The organism is Candidatus Planktophila lacus, assembly GCF_002288385.1.
In the GTDB taxonomy this organism is placed as follows: Bacteria; Actinomycetota; Actinomycetes; order Nanopelagicales; family Nanopelagicaceae; genus Planktophila; species Planktophila lacus_D.
The window spans coordinates 879,531-896,841 of the sequence record NZ_CP016783.1 but is presented as its reverse complement, the minus strand read 5'-3'; the positions used below and the strand labels follow the sequence as shown (position 1 = coordinate 896,841).

The 17,311-nt window shown below is 48.3% G+C and carries 19 protein-coding genes; 17 read left to right on the top strand and 2 right to left on the bottom strand.

Annotated features, from left to right (window positions below):
- Nucleotides 1-6: 6 nt before the first annotated feature.
- From A1sIIB60_RS04515 to A1sIIB60_RS04490, 6 genes are all read left to right on the top strand, one after another.
- Nucleotides 7-897 (top strand): bifunctional riboflavin kinase/FAD synthetase, encoded by an 891-nt coding sequence (locus tag A1sIIB60_RS04515; RefSeq protein ID WP_095689285.1) that lies wholly within the window; start codon nucleotides 7-9, stop codon nucleotides 895-897.
- Nucleotides 898-1,017: 120 nt separating this feature from the next.
- Nucleotides 1,018-1,287: a 30S ribosomal protein S15 gene (rpsO, locus tag A1sIIB60_RS04510; RefSeq protein ID WP_095527135.1), complete on the top strand. Its 270-nt coding sequence runs from the start codon at nucleotides 1,018-1,020 to the stop codon at nucleotides 1,285-1,287.
- Nucleotides 1,288-1,469: 182 nt separating this feature from the next.
- Nucleotides 1,470-3,671, top strand: coding sequence for a polyribonucleotide nucleotidyltransferase (locus A1sIIB60_RS04505; RefSeq protein ID WP_095689284.1), 2,202 nt, complete (start codon nucleotides 1,470-1,472; stop codon nucleotides 3,669-3,671).
- A gap of 18 nt (nucleotides 3,672-3,689) precedes the next feature.
- A complete protein-coding gene (locus A1sIIB60_RS04500; protein ID WP_095689283.1) occupies nucleotides 3,690-4,979 on the top strand; it encodes a M16 family metallopeptidase in 1,290 nt (429 codons plus the stop codon).
- Entirely contained in the window at nucleotides 4,976-5,713 is a 738-nt protein-coding gene (gene dapB, locus A1sIIB60_RS04495; protein WP_095689282.1) for a 4-hydroxy-tetrahydrodipicolinate reductase, read from the top strand. Before A1sIIB60_RS04500 ends, dapB begins: the two co-directional genes overlap by 4 nt.
- Before the next feature lie 11 nt (nucleotides 5,714-5,724).
- Nucleotides 5,725-5,982, top strand: coding sequence for a glutaredoxin domain-containing protein (locus A1sIIB60_RS04490; RefSeq protein ID WP_095677497.1), 258 nt, complete (start codon nucleotides 5,725-5,727; stop codon nucleotides 5,980-5,982).
- Nucleotides 5,983-5,988: 6 nt separating this feature from the next.
- Here the strand turns inward: A1sIIB60_RS04490 and A1sIIB60_RS04485 are convergent, their stop codons facing one another.
- Nucleotides 5,989-6,312 carry an AzlD domain-containing protein gene (locus A1sIIB60_RS04485; protein WP_223298652.1) on the bottom strand — a complete coding sequence of 108 codons (324 nt, stop codon included), beginning with the start codon at nucleotides 6,310-6,312 and terminating at the stop codon, nucleotides 5,989-5,991.
- Nucleotides 6,303-6,977, bottom strand: coding sequence for an AzlC family ABC transporter permease (locus A1sIIB60_RS04480; protein ID WP_223298651.1), 675 nt, complete (start codon nucleotides 6,975-6,977; stop codon nucleotides 6,303-6,305). Before A1sIIB60_RS04480 ends, A1sIIB60_RS04485 begins: the two co-directional genes overlap by 10 nt.
- A gap of 60 nt (nucleotides 6,978-7,037) precedes the next feature.
- Here A1sIIB60_RS04480 and thyX point away from each other — a divergent pair, with 60 nt between their 5' ends.
- The 11 genes from thyX to A1sIIB60_RS04425 all read left to right on the top strand — a co-directional run bounded on the left by thyX (nucleotide 7,038) and on the right by A1sIIB60_RS04425 (nucleotide 17,113).
- On the top strand, nucleotides 7,038-7,757 hold the full coding sequence (gene thyX, locus A1sIIB60_RS04475) for an FAD-dependent thymidylate synthase (protein ID WP_095689280.1): 720 nt from the start codon (nucleotides 7,038-7,040) through the stop codon (nucleotides 7,755-7,757).
- Between the two features lie 17 nt (nucleotides 7,758-7,774).
- Nucleotides 7,775-8,662: a 4-hydroxy-tetrahydrodipicolinate synthase gene (dapA, locus tag A1sIIB60_RS04470; RefSeq protein WP_095689279.1), complete on the top strand. Its 888-nt coding sequence runs from the start codon at nucleotides 7,775-7,777 to the stop codon at nucleotides 8,660-8,662.
- Between the two features lie 17 nt (nucleotides 8,663-8,679).
- Nucleotides 8,680-10,362: a ribonuclease J gene (locus tag A1sIIB60_RS04465; RefSeq protein ID WP_095689278.1), complete on the top strand. Its 1,683-nt coding sequence runs from the start codon at nucleotides 8,680-8,682 to the stop codon at nucleotides 10,360-10,362.
- 17 nt (nucleotides 10,363-10,379) lie between these two features.
- Nucleotides 10,380-12,737, top strand: a complete 2,358-nt coding sequence (locus A1sIIB60_RS04460; protein WP_095689277.1) for an FtsK/SpoIIIE family DNA translocase — start codon at nucleotides 10,380-10,382, stop codon at nucleotides 12,735-12,737.
- Between the two features lie 140 nt (nucleotides 12,738-12,877).
- A complete protein-coding gene (locus A1sIIB60_RS04455; RefSeq protein WP_095671273.1) occupies nucleotides 12,878-13,621 on the top strand; it encodes a helix-turn-helix domain-containing protein in 744 nt (247 codons plus the stop codon).
- Between the two features lie 26 nt (nucleotides 13,622-13,647).
- Entirely contained in the window at nucleotides 13,648-15,042 is a 1,395-nt protein-coding gene (gene rimO, locus A1sIIB60_RS04450) for a 30S ribosomal protein S12 methylthiotransferase RimO (RefSeq protein ID WP_095671272.1), read from the top strand.
- The gene (gene pgsA, locus A1sIIB60_RS04445; RefSeq protein ID WP_095671271.1) at nucleotides 15,039-15,590 is read left to right on the top strand and encodes a CDP-diacylglycerol--glycerol-3-phosphate 3-phosphatidyltransferase; all 552 of its coding nucleotides are present in this window, start codon (nucleotides 15,039-15,041) and stop codon (nucleotides 15,588-15,590) included. The genes rimO and pgsA overlap by 4 nt, the downstream gene beginning before the upstream one ends.
- A 17-nt stretch (nucleotides 15,591-15,607) precedes the next feature.
- On the top strand, nucleotides 15,608-16,102 hold the full coding sequence (locus tag A1sIIB60_RS04440; RefSeq protein WP_095671270.1) for a CinA family protein: 495 nt from the start codon (nucleotides 15,608-15,610) through the stop codon (nucleotides 16,100-16,102).
- A gap of 17 nt (nucleotides 16,103-16,119) precedes the next feature.
- On the top strand, nucleotides 16,120-16,386 hold the full coding sequence (locus A1sIIB60_RS04435) for a helix-turn-helix domain-containing protein (protein WP_095671834.1): 267 nt from the start codon (nucleotides 16,120-16,122) through the stop codon (nucleotides 16,384-16,386).
- Nucleotides 16,370-16,897, top strand: a complete 528-nt coding sequence (locus tag A1sIIB60_RS04430) for a TetR/AcrR family transcriptional regulator (protein WP_223298650.1) — start codon at nucleotides 16,370-16,372, stop codon at nucleotides 16,895-16,897. Before A1sIIB60_RS04435 ends, A1sIIB60_RS04430 begins: the two co-directional genes overlap by 17 nt.
- 18 nt (nucleotides 16,898-16,915) lie before the next feature.
- Nucleotides 16,916-17,113 (top strand): DUF3046 domain-containing protein, encoded by a 198-nt coding sequence (locus A1sIIB60_RS04425; protein WP_095671268.1) that lies wholly within the window; start codon nucleotides 16,916-16,918, stop codon nucleotides 17,111-17,113.
- Nucleotides 17,114-17,311 lie beyond the last annotated feature (198 nt).

Here is a 17,311-nt window from a genome sequence, read left to right as displayed (position 1 = left end):
AGGCAGATGAGTTCTGGAAGCGTCGTCGTAATAGGCGTCTTCGATGGCGTACATAAAGGCCACCAGTTATTGCTTAACCGCGCCAAAGAGATCGCCGATGGCCGTTCAATAATCGCGTTAACTTTCGATCCACATCCGATGCAGATATTTGCACCAGATCGCGCTCCGACGATGCTGACCACCTTGGCCGATCGCGTGGAGTTGTTAAAGATCCACAACGCCGATCAAGTGGCGGTGCTTAAGTTCAACGAGAAATTTGCGGCTATGTCTCCGGAAGATTTTGTGAAGGATGTTCTAGTCAGCCAGTTGAGCGTTTCTACAGTTATCGTGGGCAAGAACTTCACTTATGGCCATAAAGCAGCAGGTAATATCGAGTCGCTAATCAAGGATAGTTTGAACTTTAACTTCACCGTAGATGTCCAAGAGTTAAAGTCTGAAGAAAGTGATGTTATTTCTTCTTCGCGCATCCGCAAATTAGTTGTTGAAGGAAAGGTTGAAGAAGCGCGCACCTTACTTTCTCGCCCGCACCGCCTAGATGGCGTTGTTGTGCACGGTGAAAAACGTGGTCGCGAAATTGGATACCCAACAGCAAATCTTGGAAATATTGATGGCCAAACAATTCCTGCCGATGGCGTATATGCAGGATGGCTAACGGTCGGAATTAACTTCTGGCCTGCAGCAATTTCAATCGGCACCAATCCAACATTTGAAGGCGTACGTGGTCGCCAAGTAGAGGCATATGCACTTGATCAAGAAGGCTTAGAACTTTATGACAAGAACGCATCAATCGAATTTGGCTGGCGTCTGCGCGATACCTTGAAATTTGATGGCCTCGAGCCGCTTTTGGCGCAGATGAAGTTGGATTGCGACCGTGCGCGAGCGTTAACTGAAGGCTAAATCCCTCGATTTCCTTTACCCACAGCCCCGCTGGTAACCTTGCCCCTGTCCAACGATCAAAGTGAGTGACCGTGTATCAAACCGGTCGCCGTCGTGGCGGTAACTAAAAGGAGTCCAGAAATGGCGTTAACACCAGAAGTAAAGAAAGAAATCATCGCAAAGTACGGCTCATCAGCTACCGACACCGGAAGCCCTGAAGCACAAGTTGCTTTGCTCTCACGTCGTATTGAAGACATCACTACACATTTGAAGACAAACCCTCACGATCACCACAACCGTCGCGGTCTGTTGTTGCTCGTAGGTCAGCGTCGTCGCATCCTTCAGTACTTGTCAAAGACAGATATCAATCGTTATCGCGCGATTATCGAAAAGCTCGGTATTCGCCGCTAATTAAATAACTACCCTCCAGGGGAGTTTGGCTTTTTCATTAATCTTTAAAGCTAATGGTCCTCGGTAGTGGTTTCCGCAAGGTTTATCCCTGTGCGTGAACTTCGATCGACGATTCATTACTTAACTTTTAATCGAAGACTCCTTATGAACCTGGGCTGGGTACATAAACAAAAGGAGGACCCATGGAGGGTCAAGAAGTACAAACATCAGTAGCCGTTATCGATAACGGAAAATTCGGAAAGCGCGAGATTCGCTTTGAAACCGGACGCCTAGCGCGTCAAGCAGCAGGAGCCGCAGCTGTTTACTTAGATGATCAGACAATGATCTTCTCAGCAACAACTGCATCAAAGACTCCAAAAGATCAATTCGATTTCTTTCCTTTGACAGTAGATGTTGAAGAGAAGATGTACGCAGTTGGTCGCATCCCAGGATCATTCTTCCGTCGCGAAGGTCGTCCATCAGAAGATGCAATCCTTACTTGTCGTTTGATCGACCGCCCATTGCGCCCATCATTCGTAAAGGGTCTTCGTAATGAAGTACAGATCGTTGTAACAGTTATGGCACTTGATCCAGACCACATGTACGACGTAATCGCGATCAACGCGGCATCAATGTCTACACAACTTGCTGGTCTTCCATTCTCAGGTCCAATCGGTGGCGTTCGCGTTGCTTTGATCGACGGACAATGGGTTGCCTTCCCTAACCATTCACAGGTTGAAAACGCTGTATTCGATATGGTCGTTGCCGGTCGCATCAGCGATGGCGATGTTGCAATCATGATGGTTGAAGCAGAAGCAACAGCTAAGACAATCGAGCTAATCAAGAACGGTCAGCCAACACCTACTGAAGAAGTAGTGGCACAAGGACTTGATGCAGCTAAGCCATTTATAAAGATTCTCTGCGAAGCACAGTCGAAGTTAGCCAAGGTTGCTGCAAAGCCAACTGCTGAATTCCCTGTCTTCTTGGATTACCAAGACGATGTATTCGCAGCAGTTGAAAAGGCTGCCAAGGATGATCTTGCAAAGGCGCTAACAATCGTCGGTAAGCAAGAGCGCGAAACTAAGATCGATGAGATCTCTGCTGCAACTAAGGAATCAGTTTCTGCTGCCTTCGAAGGTCGCGAAAAAGAAGTTCCTGCAGCTTTCCGCTCACTCACCAAGAAGTTGGTTCGCCAGCGCGTATTGCGTGACAAGATCCGTATCGATGGTCGCGGTCTTCGCGATATCCGTGCGCTATCTGCTGAAGTTGAAGTTATTCCTCGCGTTCACGGATCAGCGATCTTCGAACGTGGCGAGACTCAGATTCTCGGAATCACAACTCTTAACATGCTCAAGATGGAGCAACAGCTCGACACCTTGAACCCAGAAAACCACAAGCGTTACATGCACAACTACAACTTCCCACCATATTCAACTGGTGAAACAGGTCGTGTTGGCACGCCAAAGCGTCGCGAAATTGGACACGGAGCGCTTGCAGAGCGTGCACTTGTTCCAGTTCTTCCAACTCGCGAAGAGTTCCCTTACGCAATTCGTCAGGTCTCTGAAGCACTTGGTTCAAACGGTTCAACTTCAATGGGTTCTGTTTGCGCATCAACACTTGCGATGCTTAACGCTGGTGTTCCACTAAAGGCGCCAGTTGCAGGTATTGCAATGGGTCTTATCTCAGATACCGTCGATGGCAAGGTCGAGTACGTTGCTTTGACAGATATCTTGGGTGCAGAAGATGCATTCGGAGATATGGACTTCAAGGTTGCCGGAACTAAAGATTTCGTTACAGCTCTTCAACTAGATACCAAGCTTGACGGTATTCCTGCATCAGTTCTTGCTGGCGCACTTCACCAAGCAAAGGAAGCGCGTCTTGCGATCCTTGATGTCATGAATGAAGCGATCGATACACCTGATGAGATGAGCCCATTTGCTCCTCGCATCATCTCTGTAAAGATTCCAGTAGATCAGATCGGTGCGGTAATCGGGCCTAAGGGCAAGATCATCAACCAGATTCAAGATGAAACTGGCGCTGATATCTCAATCGAAGATGATGGCACGATCTACATCGGCGCTGTCGATGGTCCGTCAGCAGAAGCTGCACGTGCACAGATCAATGCGATCGCTAACCCACAAATGCCAGAAGTTGGAGAGCGTTACCTCGGTACCGTTGTAAAGCTTGCTGCATTCGGTGCATTCATTTCTCTTATGCCAGGTAAAGATGGCTTGCTCCACGTATCTCAGATTCGCAAGATGCATGGTGGAAAGCGCATTGAAAACCTTGAAGAAGTTATGAAGGTTGGCGACAAGATTCAGGTTGAGATCGGTGAAATCGATCCCAAGGGCAAGCTCTCACTTGTTCCAGTTCTCGAAGATGGATCAACACCGAGCGCTGAGTAAGTAGAGAACAGACTCTAAATGTCAGTTCGTCGCCCAGTAGTGCGCACAGTATTACCTAGCGGTCTGCGTATCGTCACGGAAGAAGTTCCGTCGGTACGCAGCGCCGCGATTGGTATCTGGGTAAATGTTGGTTCACGTGATGAAACCCCGGCTGTTGCTGGGGCTTCTCACTTTCTAGAGCATCTTCTATTTAAAGGCACCACGCGCCGCAACGCTTTAGAAATTTCAGCAACGATCGAAGCGGTCGGTGGCGAAATGAACGCATTTACTAGCAAGGAATACACCTGCTTCTATGCGCGCGTAATTGATACCGATCTGCCGATGGCGATCGATGTGGTCTCGGATTTGATTACATCCTCAATCGTTTCGGCATTAGATGTTGATGCAGAACGCAAGGTCGTTCTTGAAGAAATCGCGATGCGCGATGATGATCCGAGCGATCTAGTCCATGATCTATATGCCGAGACTTACTATGGCGATACACAATTAGGTCGTCCAATTCTGGGTACTATTAAATCGATTTCAGATATGACCCGCAGCAGCGTCTTTAACTACTATAAGAAGAAGTACCTGCCACAGGATCTCGTCGTTGCGGTTGCTGGAAATATTAAACATAAGCGCGTAGTCGCCATGGTTGAAGAAGCGCTTTCGCGCGATAACTTCCTTGACGTTAAGGGATCTCCGCAGATTCGCCCAAATACACCTTTAAAGACCAAGCCAATGCAGAGCGTTGGATTATTGACTCGCAAAACTGAGCAAGCACATATGTTCTATGGCATGGAAGGCGTTGCGCGTAGTGATGAACGCCGCTTTGCAATGGGCGTACTAGCTTCGGCACTTGGCGGCGGAATGTCTTCACGTTTATTCCAAGAGATCCGCGAGAAGCGCGGATTGGCTTATTCGGTTTATGCCTACGCGCAACAGTTTGCCGGCTCTGGCCAGATCGGTTTCTATGCCGGCTGTAATCCAACAAAGGCGATTGAAGTTGTCGAGATTATCCGTGAAGTTCTGGCTGATGTGGCTGAAAACGGCATGAGCCATGAAGAGATTGAGCGCGCAAAAGGTGCGGTTCGTGGGTCTCTAGTTTTGAGCCAAGAAGATTCAGGTTCACGTATGAGCCGTATCGGTAAGAATGAAATTGTTTACGGCCAGGTAATGGGCTTTGACGAGATTCTAAAAGCGATCTCACGCGTAAACCCAACTGATGTCCGCGAAATTGCCAACGAATTTCTCACCAAATCGCCTACCCTTGCTCTTGTCGGACCATTTAAGAGCGAAGCGAAATTTGAAAAGGTGTTGAAGTCATGATCAAAGTCGGAGTACTTGGTGCGAGAGGTCGCATGGGTGCTGAGGTCGTTAAGGCTGTTACTGAAGCCGCAGATCTCGAACTCGTTGCCGCACTTGATCTCGGAGACTCACTTGAAACTCTAAAGAGCAGCGGTGCTCAAGTAGTCGTTGATTTCACTACTCCTGATTCAGTAATGGCCAACCTTGAGTTTTTAGCCAATAACGGGATCCATGCAGTCGTCGGTACAACCGGCTTTGATGCGGCGCGAATCGCAACGCTAGAAAAGTTAATCGCGGCAAACCCATCAGTCGGTATCTTGATCGCTCCAAACTTCGCAATTGGTGCGGTATTAATGATGGAGTTTGCCACCAAGGCCGCTAAATACTTTGAATCAGCGGAAATTATTGAGCTTCACCATCCAAATAAAGTTGATGCTCCTTCTGGCACTGCATCGCGTACGGCAGAGCTAATGTCGAAGGCGCGCAAGGATGCCGGGCTTGGCGCTATGCCAGATGCAACTACGACTTCACTAGATGGTGCACGGGGCGCAACAGTTGGCGATATCCCAGTTCACTCTGTTCGTCTGCGCGGACTAATCGCACATCAAGAAGTTTTACTTGGCGGCCTTGGTGAAACCCTCACAATTCGCCATGACTCACTCGATCGCGCCGGATTTATGCCGGGTGTATTGCTCGGAGTTCGCAGCGTTATTTCAAAACCAGGGCTGACCTTCGGCCTTGAGAAATTTATGTAAGGAGCAATCAAATGGCTAAAGCAGATATCACGATGTACGGTGCTGACTGGTGCGGAGATTGCCGTCGTTCAAAGCGTCTCCTTGAAGAACTTGATGTTCAGGTAAATCACATCGATGTTGAAGCAGATAAATCAGCTGCTGCCAAGGTAATTGAGATCAACGGGGGAGCCCAGTCAATCCCAGTAATCGTATTTTCAGATGGAACACATCTAACTGAGCCTTCAGATAATGATCTCAAGGCAAAGTTACAAGCGCTAAAAATTATCTAATAAATTTTAATTTAAGTGGAATAGCGCAGCCGATGTCGCAGCTGCTGAAATAACCACAACCGGAAACGGTGCTCGCAGAATTAGCGCGAGCACAGCCACGCCAACTCCTGCCATTCGCTGATCAGCAACGATTCGTGAATCTTGTGTGAATGACTGCACGGCAACCAGTGCGCTAAGTAGCGCAATCGGTATCAGCGAATTAATCTTTAGAGCTCTTGGATTTGAGAGCCACTTTTTTGGAACGCTGTAGCCCAGAATTTTCAGTAGAAAAGCCAGAAGGCTGGTGCCGATAACGGCGAGCCAGAACGGTTCAATCAAATTTATTTCCATATCTTGGCTCGCAATCCGAAAATCACAGCAAGAACTGCCGTCGCGATAATTGGAAAACCAGGAACAAAGTAAGGCGTCATCGCCAGTGCCAGTGTGCAAGCAGCAACGGCCAATAAACGTTCGCTCTTATTTGTTAACCGTGGCCAAAGAAGGCCCAGGAATGCTGCAGGAACTGCCGCATCCAGTCCCCACGCAGCGGGATTTCCCATCGCTTGTGCGCCGAGCGCTCCCGCTAAAGTAAAGAGATTCCAAAAAACGTAGACGCCGATTCCAGTTAACCAGAAACCTTGGCGAGCCTCACGAACTCCTAAATTTTCTTGTGAAAGTGCAACGCCTGTTGACTCATCAATAGTTAACTGCGCGGCGAATACCCGCTTCAAACCACGGACGTTTAAAACTGGCGCCATTCTTAGCCCATATAAAGTGTTACGGACTCCGAGCAAAGTTGCCGTTGCTATTCCACTGAGCGCGCTGCCACCTGCGCCAAGAACTCCAACAACAGCAAATTGCGATGCGCCCGTGAATGTAAGAAGAGAAAGTAAGCAAGATTGCAGAACCGAAAAACCTGCCGCCACTGAGGCTGCGCCAAAAGCGATGCCATATGCGCCTACGGTAAGCGAAACGCTGAAGGATTGCGCGGCGGTGGCGCGGTTCACTCTAGACACGGGTGCATTCTGCCCTAGATATCCTCGGTGAGGTAGCGGCATATATATAAGGTGACGCCCATGAGTAATGAAGTCATTTTCCGCGACGATGTAACCGTTGAACTAGTCAAAGCCAGCGCCAGTGATGCCGATGTAATTTGGGCAGCGCGCGTTTCTACTGCTGGTGAGCAATCAATGGACGAGATCGGGGAGGATCCTGCGCGCTCTGCAGGGCTGATTAATTACTTGGCTCGCGAACGCCACGGCTCACCATTCGAACATACTTCAATGACTTTCTTTGTTAGTGCACCAATATTTGTATTCCGCGAATTCATGCGCCACCGCATCGCCTCTTATAACGAAGAGTCTGGCCGTTATCGTGAATTGAAACCGGTCTTCTATATCCCATCTAAAGAGCGCAAACTTATTCAGGTTGGTAAAACTGGGGCGTATACATTTGAAGATGGCACGAAAGAGCAGTTCGACATTTCTACTAAAGCAATGAAAGATGCATATTTAGTTGCCTATGACAGTTATAAGAAGATGCTTGATGCTGGCGTTGCACGCGAAGTTGCACGCGTTGTTCTGCCAGTTGCTACATATTCATCGATGTATGTCTCCATGAATGCGCGCGCCTTAATGAACTTTCTCTCACTTCGCACCGCTCGTGAAGGTTCACATTTTCCAAGCTACCCACAACGTGAAATCGAGATGGTTGCCGAAAAAATGGAAGCCGAATTCGCAAAATTAATGCCGCTTACATACGGAGCCTTTGAGAAATCTGGACGGATCGCACCGTAAAACGGTAGGTTTCACCCATGACAATCGAGGCGCCATTCGGACGTATGCTCACCGCGATGGTGACCCCGTTCGATAAGAACGGCAAGATCGATTGGCCGGGCATTGAAAAACTAGCTGCCCATCTTGTTGCAAATGGCCATGATGGAATTGCTGTCAACGGCACAACCGGTGAAGCGCCAACAACTAAATCATCTGAAAAAGAAGAGATTATCCGAGTTGTAAAAGACGTTGTTGGTCCAAAGATCTTTGTGGTTTCTGGTGCTGGTGACAATGAAACCGATTATTCAATTAACCAAGCAAAGCGCACCGAGAAAGCTGGCGCTGACGGCTTGCTAATTGTTGCTCCGTATTACAACAAACCACCACAAGCAGGCGTTGCCGCGCACTTTAAGGCGATTGCTAGCGCAACTGACTTACCAGTAATGATGTACGACATCCCTGGTCGCTGTGGAATTGAGATCGAACCAGACACAATTGTTAGCCTTTACGAGCACCCACAGATTGTTGCGCTCAAGGATGCTAAAGGAAATGTCGCTTCAACTTCTTGGGTGATTAAGCGTTGTGGAATCCCTGTTTACTCAGGTGATGACATTCTTAACTTGCCTCTGCTCTCAGTAGGCGCAGTCGGAATGGTTTCAGTTTGTGGCCACACCGTTGGAAAAGATTTAAAGGCGATGCTCGATGCTTGGTTCGCTGGTAATGCAGCTAAAGCGTTAGAGATTCACCAAAAGTTACTTCCAGTCTTTACTGGCACATTCCGCACTCAAGGTGCGATCCTCACCAAGGCCGCGCTAAATATGCTGGGCCTACCTGGTGGCCATACTCGTCTTCCGCTCGTAGATGCAACCGAAGATCAGATCGCGCAACTGCGCAAAGATCTCATCGCCGGTGGTATCTCTTTATAGCCTTTGATTCTTAATAAATGACGCATCCCCATCCCGAACTTGGTACCCCTAGCAAATTAGTTGCAGGTGGACTTCGTATCGTCGCACTTGGCGGATTAGCGGAAATCGGTCGCAATATGACCGTCTTTGAAACAAATGGAAAGCTCTTGATTGTTGATTGTGGCGTGCTTTTCCCAGAAGAGAATCAACCAGGTATTGATTTGATTCTGCCGGACTTTAGTTACATCCGTGATCGTTTAGACGATGTTGTTGGGCTGGTCTTAACGCATGGCCACGAAGACCATATCGGAGCAACCCCGTACCTACTTCGCGAACGCGGCGATATCGCGATCTATGGTTCAGCACTCACCTTGGCTTTAGTCACTGCCAAACTAAAAGAGCACCGCATCTCACCACTTACTCGCGAGGTTAAAGAGGGAATGCGCGAAGATATCGGGCCATTCGAAGTTGAATTCGTCGCGGTTAACCATTCAATTCCTGATGCTTTAGCCGTTGCCATTCATACAAAAGCTGGCACGGTTCTTCACACTGGCGATTTTAAGATGGATCAATTGCCACTTGATGGGCGCATTACCGATCTGCGCACCTTCGCGCGTTTAGGCGATGAAGGAGTCGATCTATTCTTAGTTGATTCAACTAACGCAGATGTTCCTGGATTTACCCCCGCTGAACGCGAGATCATGCCAGCGCTAAATCGCGTAATTGCCGCAACGAAGAAGCGCGTAATCGTGGCCTCATTCTCATCGCATGTTCACCGCGTACAGCAAGTAATTGACACGGCAGCGATGCATGACCGGAAAGTCGTTTTCATCGGGCGCTCCATGGTTCGCAATATGAAGATCGCCGAAGATATGGGCTATCTAAATGTGCCAGCTGGAATTGTTATCGATGCTAAAGAACTTGATAACTACGATGATCGCGTAGTTCTGATTTGTACTGGTTCACAAGGCGAGCCAATGGCTGCGCTATCTCGAATGGCTAATGGTGATCATCAGATTCGAGTTGGTGAAGGTGACACAGTCATCTTGGCTTCTTCACTCATTCCCGGCAATGAAAATTCAGTATTCAGAGTCATCAACGAATTAACTCGCTTCGGTGCCAAGGTTGTCCATAAAGCCAACGCCATGGTCCACGTTTCTGGACATGCCGCCGCAGGGGAGTTGCTCTACTGCTACAACATTGTGAAACCAAAGTACGCCCTGCCGGTGCATGGTGAATGGCGCCACTTAAAGGCCAACGCCGAGCTAGCGATTCAATCTGGAGTCCCTCGCGAAAATACCTTTATTATCGAAAACGGAATCGTGGTTGATTTGGTAGACCATGTTGCCGAAGTTGCTGGCGCCGTACCTTGTGGTTTTGTTTATGTAGATGGGCAAAGCATCGGAGATATCACCGAATCATCTCTGAAAGATCGACGCATATTAGGAGAAGAAGGATTTATCTCTGTCGTAGTAGTAATTGAGTCACAGAGCGGAAAGATCATCGCTGGCCCTGATATCCATGCACGTGGATTTAATGAAGATGAAGCGCTCTTTGACGAAGTTAAGGGGCAGATCGAAAAAGCCTTAAAGCACGCGGTTTCTGAAGGTGTAAATGGAACTCATCAACTTTCTCAAGTAGTTCGACGCACTATAGGCAGTTGGGTCGGTGGAAAACATCGTCGCCGCCCAATGATCGTTCCCGTAGTTATTGAGGTCTGACCGCTAAGATTAAAGGTGTGGCTAAGAGAAAACGCACAACTACTCGCAAATCAGGTGGCGCTGGACAGACCGCGCTCTCATTTGTTGGGCGTTCAATTAGCGCCCTTTGGAGAACTATCGCCAAGGCGCTGGGTTCAACGGTGCGCTTCTTGGCTCGCGGTGCGCGCGATTTAGATCCTGCCCATCACCGCGACGGCCTAGCTTTCCTACTTTTAATTCTTGCTATCGCGGCATTTGCTGGAACCTGGTTTGCAGCCGATAACTTTGTAGGTAGAAACCTTTACGCAGTTATCTACGGCGCCTTCGGCCGAATTGGTTTCTTTGCACCGCTCTTAATTCTCTACTTTGCAATGCGCTTATTCCGATCTCCAGATAGCCACAAAGCAACTTCACGGATCATCGTCGGCGTAATCACTCTTGTTGTTAGCGCTTCCGGTTTGGCGCACTTATTAAATGGTTCGCTAGGTGCGGTTAATCCAACAGGTGCAACTGCGATGCGCCATGGTGGGGGTTGGTTGGGCTACGCAGTAGCTATGCCACTCGAAGCTTTGATGACATCGCTCTTGGCCTATCCATTTTTGATCGCGCTGTTCTGCTTCGGTTTGTTAGTTACAACCGCGACTCCACTTTCATCCGTTGGCATCCGGGTTAAGAACACTGGAATTTGGCTCTGGTCAAAACGCCCGCAACGTGAAGAAGCCGACTTTGAAATTACTGATACCCCACCATTTGAAACCCCCGTTGTTGCCTGGAACCAGCATGCGGATGAAACTGAAGAAGATATTGATGAAGAGTCATTTGATGAAGAATTCACAGTTGAGGTTCCTCGCGTAGTTCAGGCTCCGACTGCTACTACAACTGCGCCGCCAGCAACTGGAAAGCGTCCCGAACAACTTTTATTAACTGCCGACTCAAATTACTTGTTGCCACCACAAGATTTACTGCGCACCGGCCCCGCCGCAAAGGCGAAATCGAAGGCCAATGACACCGTAGTTGCAGCGCTAACCGAAGTCTTTCTACAGTTTGACATCGATGCCCAAGTTACTGGCTTTATGCGTGGCCCAACGGTTACGCGCTATGAAGTAGAACTCGGAAACGCGGTAAAGGTCGAGCGAATCACCGCGCTAGCTAAAAACATTTCCTATGCAGTTGCATCTAGCGATGTGCGCATCCTCTCGCCGATCCCAGGAAAATCTGCAGTCGGTATCGAGATTCCAAATACCGACCGTGAAATCGTGGCTTTGGGCGATGTTATGCGCTCAACTGTTGCAGGCCAGGATCACCACCCGATGCTGGTCGCGCTAGGTAAAGATGTTGAAGGAAATTTTGTATGTGCCAACTTGGCGAAGATGCCGCACTTATTAGTGGCAGGTGCGACAGGTGCTGGTAAATCATCGATGATTAACGCGATGATTACATCGATTTTAATGCGTGCAACACCTGATGAAGTTCGCTTGGTTTTAATCGATCCCAAGCGAGTTGAGTTAACCGCCTATGAAGGTATTCCTCATCTGATTACTCCAATCATTACCAACCCTAAGAAAGCGGCAGATGCCCTTACTTGGGTGGTCCGCGAAATGGATCTTCGCTATGAGGATCTTTCAACCTTTGGATTTAGACATATCGATGACTTCAACAAGGCGGTTCGCGCTGGAAAAGTTATTCCGCCTCCAGGAAGTGATCGCGTAGTTGAGCCATACCCTTATCTACTTGTAATTATTGATGAGCTCGCAGATTTGATGATGGTTGCTGCACGTGAAGTTGAAGAATCTGTTGTACGTATTACTCAGTTGGCACGTTCTGCAGGTATCCACTTAGTTCTTGCCACCCAGCGCCCTTCAGTAGATGTTGTCACCGGTCTCATTAAGGCAAACGTTCCATCACGTCTTTCCTTTGCAACAAGTTCGCTGGCTGATAGCCGCGTTATCTTAGATAGCCCGGGCGCAGAAAAGCTCGTTGGACAAGGCGATGGTTTATTTATTCCAATGGGAGCTTCCCGCGCTATCCGTATTCAGGGAGCCTACGTTTCAGAGCGCGAAATTGAAGCGGTTACCAACCACGTCAAGAAGCAATTATCGCCTCGCTATCGTGAAGATGTCACAGTTGCACCGCAATCTTCAATGATGGTTGATAAAGAGATCGGTGATGATTTAGATCTATTGCTTCAAGCGATTGAGCTAGTTGTCGGAACGCAATTTGGTTCTACCTCAATGCTGCAACGAAAACTTAGAGTCGGTTTTGCAAAAGCCGGTCGCTTGATGGATTTGATGGAATCTCGCGGAATCGTTGGACCATCAGAAGGTTCCAAGGCACGAGTTGTGATGGTTAAGCCAGATGAACTCGATTCGGTTCTTGCCACGCTCCGCGATTACTAAAGAGCGGTGACAGTAACCAAATAGGGGACTACCTCTGGGGGTGATTTCACTCAGGATTCACGTATATGGCTATCGCTGGGGTGATTGCGGTTCTAGACTTTACTCATCAGTAATCCCGATACTTAGCATTGCGAGCAGAAATGTCACTTGGTCAATTTATGCAAGGTGCGCGCGAAAGCGCTGGCCTGAGTATTGACGAACTCGCATCACGGCTAAGCATTCGCCCTGGATTGCTTATTGAGATGGAAAAAAATAAGTTCGTTAATTGCGGTGGCGACACTTATGCACGCGGACATCTTCGCAACATTGCTGCTCATATATTCGTAGAGCCACAGACGCTGATTGATCTTTACAACGAAGAGCACTCTAGCGAATCGCGAAAGATTCATGACATGTTGGTTGAAAATAATGTATCCCGAATACCGACGGAACGTAAATCTATTAAGCCCAAGTCGCTGGTAATCGCTTCAGTCGTACTCTTATCTGCAATTGCAGTAGGTCAAATCATCATTTCGAATTCTGAAACCACGGTAACGCCTGTTGTTACGACAACTCCATCTGCAACACCAACACCTTTGGCCTCTGCTTCAGCAGTAGCCACAGAACCTGCCGCAACTGAAAGCGTTCCTGCTTCAGCAAATGGCGAAATGAAGTTAACAATTTCGGCAACGCGAGGAAGTTCAAATATTCATGTTGTTGCCGGTGGTAAAACACTTTTTCAAGACCCTATCTTTCAAGGCGACACCAAGAGCTTTAGCGCTCCAACATCTATCAGTGTTTATCTAAGCAATGCGGGAGATCTTGATTTAACGCTAAATGGTCAGAAATTAGCGCCGCTAGGTGCGCGTAATCAGGAGATTCGTAAGACTTTTAGATCCAAGTAATCTCTGCACGCTGTACCATCTGACAAATGAGTCGGACAGTTGCAATAGTCACCATGGGCTGCGCCCGTAATGAAGTCGACTCCGAAGAACTTGCTGGCCGTTTAGCAGCCGATGGCTGGACTCTGGTTAGCGAAGTTGAAGATGCCGAAGTCGCCGTTGTAAATACCTGTGGCTTTATAGAATCTGCAAAGAAAGATTCAATCGATGCCTTGCTTGAGGCTAATTCGCTAAAAGGCCACGGAACCACGCGCGCGGTTGTCGCCGTTGGATGTATGGCCGAGCGGTACGGACAAGAGTTAGCAAAGGCGTTACCTGAAGCCGACGGTATTTTGGGCTTCGATGATTACCAAGATATTTCAGCCCGCTTGCAATCAATTGTTTCTGGAAATGCTCATACGCCACATGTTCCACGAGATCGCAGATCGTTACTGCCTATTGCTCCAGCTGATCGCCCAGCTGCACGTCAAGAAGCCATTGATGAGTCTTATGCATCTTCACTCGGCGCAGGCGGTTCGCTCTTTCGTAAACGTTTAGGTAACGCTCCATGGGCGCCGCTAAAGATTGCCTCCGGTTGTGATCGTCGTTGTTCATTCTGTGCGATTCCTTATTTCCGCGGTTCATTTATCTCACGCAAGCCAACCGAGATCATAGAAGAAGGAAAATGGCTCGCCAAGAACGGGGTCACTGAGCTCTTCTTGGTAAGTGAAAATACGACTTCATATGGAAAAGATCTCGGTGATCTAAAGTTAATGGAGAAGATACTTCCTGACTTTGCTGCGATCGAGGGCATCGAGAGAGTTCGCCTTTCCTATCTGCAGCCAGCCGAGATGCGCCCATCGTTGCTACAGGCAATGATCGAAAATGAAAAAATTGCGCCATATTTTGATCTCTCATTCCAGCACACCAGCCCTACAGTCTTGCGTCGCATGCGCCGCTTTGGAGATTCTGAAAAATTCTTACATTTGATTGCTCAGATCAGAGCGCTATCTCCTGAAGCAGGTATTCGCTCTAACTTCATCGTTGGCTTTCCGGGGGAGACGCAAGAAGATTATGACGATCTTGCAAACTTCATTAGCGCCGCTAAATTAGATGCGATCGGCATCTTTGGCTACTCTGATGAAGACAATACTGAGGCCCTTGATCTCACAGATAAAGTTGCCGAAGAAGTTATCCGCGAACGCGTTGAGGCTTTATCTTCATTGGCTGATGAGATGGTTTCCATGCGCGCAGCAGCCCGTATTGGCGAGAATGTGCGCGTCCTTATTGAAGATGAAGAGCTACAAGAAGGTCGCGCCGCACACCAAGGCCCTGAAGTAGATGGCACAACCTCATTTATCGGAACTGGCTTTAAGGTCGGGCAATACATTGATGCCGTGGTTATCGAATCCATGGGCGCAGATTTGGTGGCGCGTGCGCTGTGAGAGTCCCCGCCTTCATAACTCCTAACTCTTTAACTATCGCACGACTTGTACTAATTCCCTTTGGCGCGGTAGCCCTCTTCATGAACGGGGGAGATGATTACAACTGGCAGATTATTTCGTGGTGGATATTTTTCATCTTAGGTCTGACCGATATTGTCGATGGCAAGTTAGCGCGCAGTCGCCAACAGATAACTGAGCTAGGTAAATTCCTAGATCCAGTTGCGGATAAGGCGATGGTCGGAACGGCAATGATCTGCCTATCAATTCTCGACCGCATGCCTTGGTGGATCACAATCGTGATCTTGGCTCGCGAAATAGGAATAACCTTCTTTAGATTAGCCATTGTTAAGCGGGGAGTAATTCCGGCGAATAAGGGCGGAAAGATAAAGGCTGCCTTCCAAGGTTTCGGAACAGGTTTCTATGTTCTGCCGCTAGATCCTTCGCTCTATTGGTTCCGTGATGGATTTATGTATATTGCGATCGCACTCACTATCGTGACCGGTGCTTACTATGTACGATCTGCTTTTAGACCACAGACCACCAATTAGATTAATTCGGAGCCACCATGGAGCTTTCAAAAGAGATTCTCGGCCTTGTCTCCGATATCCATGACTCGCTGCGCACTCGTGGCGAAACTCTCTCCACCGCAGAATCACTTACTGCAGGCGGGCTAAGCAACGCGCTAACAATTGTTCCTGGCGCCTCAGATGTTTTTCTTGGATCACTAACTGCTTATCGTCCTGAGATAAAAGTTTCGCACTTGGGAGTAGATGAATCTGTGATTGCAGAACGCTCAGTTGTCAGCGAAGAAGTTGCAATTGCCATGGGGCACGGCGCCAATAAATCATTTGGTTCCACCTGGGCGATTGCAACCACTGGCGTCGCAGGACCTGGGCCATCCGATGGCTCTGATGCCGGCCGAGTTTTCGTAGCCTTCGTTGGCCCGATAGTTCAAGTAATAGAACTTTCGCTCTCTGGTGAACGTGAAGTTGTGCGAAACGCCACCGTAGCAAGCGCGATCGCCTCATTTGCGCGTATCCTTAGACAACGCGATAGATAAGAGAAGGGATGACCACCATGGCGCTACTACGCACAGCAGTTGGCCAGACCCTGCGCGCTGCCCGTACTGAACAGTCACGCACATTGCGCGATGTCGCACGCGAAGCACGCGTGTCACTCGGTTACCTCTCTGAAGTAGAACGCGGCCAAAAGGAAGCATCCTCAGAATTATTAAATGCAATCTGTGAAGCGCTAGATCTAACTCTTTCTTCTGTGATTACCAACGTCTCACTTGAGCTCAAGTCTCAAGAGAGTGCGAAGTTGTCCGTTGTCGACGCAGCCTAAGTACGCCACCCAAGGTGCAACCCACCGCCGTACCGAGAGCGCAATTTTAGAAGGCGCTAAAAAATTAATTTCACAATTTGGTCTATCAAATATCTCCATGATCGAAATCGCAGATGCTTCACAGGTATCCCGCGCAACTTTATATAACCATTACCGCGATAAATCAGCGGTGATCTCTGCGTTAATCACCGCAGAAGTTGAATTCATGATTGACCTGGCAAACAAGGCAGGCACCCCAGCTGATGCCCTGGAAAAGCTTTCGCTCTACATTTCAACAGATGGTGCGCTATCTGCGATGCGCATTCACGATAAAGCAGCGCTTACCGAGATGCTCTCTCATGCAGAACATCCCCTTTATCTCGAACTGGCAAAGTGTTTGTACAACGCAACTAAATCTGCAGCAGGCACAGGCGTTGCTATGCGTTGGCTGATGGGGCAGGCGATGCAACCACTAACCCTGGCTCAGTCTCGCGAACAAGCAGAACTCTTAGTCGATCGCACCCTCTTTTAAATTTTAACTATCGATTAAATGCGTATTTCTGATCTTCGCGAACGTTTAACTCTCTCATTCGGAGAGCAATGGGCTCCTTCCTTCTGCAAAGACATTGCAATTACTGAACTCGGCAGTAAGAGCGTGGATGAAGCGTTGCAATCTGGGCTTGAACCGCATGAAATATGGCGCGCAGTATGTGCTGCTTACCCGAATGAGACTGTTAAATACAAGTAACTATAGATAGATCGCATCTGCAAATAATTGGCGTGTTGCGTTTAGCAAGTTATCAATTTATATTTCCACCATGTTTACAAAGCGTCGCGTAATTGATTTCTGCCGTGTAAACACCTCTGCCTGCTGATTTTAAGCAAGCCATCAAACCTTTTATTTCAGCCAGTTTTCCATGTATAAAACTATTTTAAGGAGAGAAGT

What these genes read in the sequence shown, in the direction of transcription:
- A1sIIB60_RS04440 (WP_095671270.1), top strand. Translation starts at nt 15,608, where the DNA reads ATGGAGCTTTCAAAAGAGATTCTCGGCCTTGTCTCCGATATCCATGAC.
- A1sIIB60_RS04425 (WP_095671268.1), top strand. Translation starts at nt 16,916, where the DNA reads ATGCGTATTTCTGATCTTCGCGAACGTTTAACTCTCTCATTCGGAGAG.
- rpsO (WP_095527135.1), top strand. Translation starts at nt 1,018, where the DNA reads ATGGCGTTAACACCAGAAGTAAAGAAAGAAATCATCGCAAAGTACGGC.
- A1sIIB60_RS04435 (WP_095671834.1), top strand. Translation starts at nt 16,120, where the DNA reads ATGGCGCTACTACGCACAGCAGTTGGCCAGACCCTGCGCGCTGCCCGT.
- dapB (WP_095689282.1), top strand. Translation starts at nt 4,976, where the DNA reads ATGATCAAAGTCGGAGTACTTGGTGCGAGAGGTCGCATGGGTGCTGAG.
- dapA (WP_095689279.1), top strand. Translation starts at nt 7,775, where the DNA reads ATGACAATCGAGGCGCCATTCGGACGTATGCTCACCGCGATGGTGACC.
- A1sIIB60_RS04505 (WP_095689284.1), top strand. Translation starts at nt 1,470, where the DNA reads ATGGAGGGTCAAGAAGTACAAACATCAGTAGCCGTTATCGATAACGGA.
- A1sIIB60_RS04485 (WP_223298652.1), bottom strand. Translation starts at nt 6,312, where the DNA reads ATGGAAATAAATTTGATTGAACCGTTCTGGCTCGCCGTTATCGGCACC.
- thyX (WP_095689280.1), top strand. Translation starts at nt 7,038, where the DNA reads ATGAGTAATGAAGTCATTTTCCGCGACGATGTAACCGTTGAACTAGTC.
- A1sIIB60_RS04515 (WP_095689285.1), top strand. Translation starts at nt 7, where the DNA reads ATGAGTTCTGGAAGCGTCGTCGTAATAGGCGTCTTCGATGGCGTACAT.
- rimO (WP_095671272.1), top strand. Translation starts at nt 13,648, where the DNA reads ATGAGTCGGACAGTTGCAATAGTCACCATGGGCTGCGCCCGTAATGAA.
- A1sIIB60_RS04455 (WP_095671273.1), top strand. Translation starts at nt 12,878, where the DNA reads ATGTCACTTGGTCAATTTATGCAAGGTGCGCGCGAAAGCGCTGGCCTG.
- A1sIIB60_RS04465 (WP_095689278.1), top strand. Translation starts at nt 8,680, where the DNA reads ATGACGCATCCCCATCCCGAACTTGGTACCCCTAGCAAATTAGTTGCA.
- A1sIIB60_RS04500 (WP_095689283.1), top strand. Translation starts at nt 3,690, where the DNA reads ATGTCAGTTCGTCGCCCAGTAGTGCGCACAGTATTACCTAGCGGTCTG.
- A1sIIB60_RS04490 (WP_095677497.1), top strand. Translation starts at nt 5,725, where the DNA reads ATGGCTAAAGCAGATATCACGATGTACGGTGCTGACTGGTGCGGAGAT.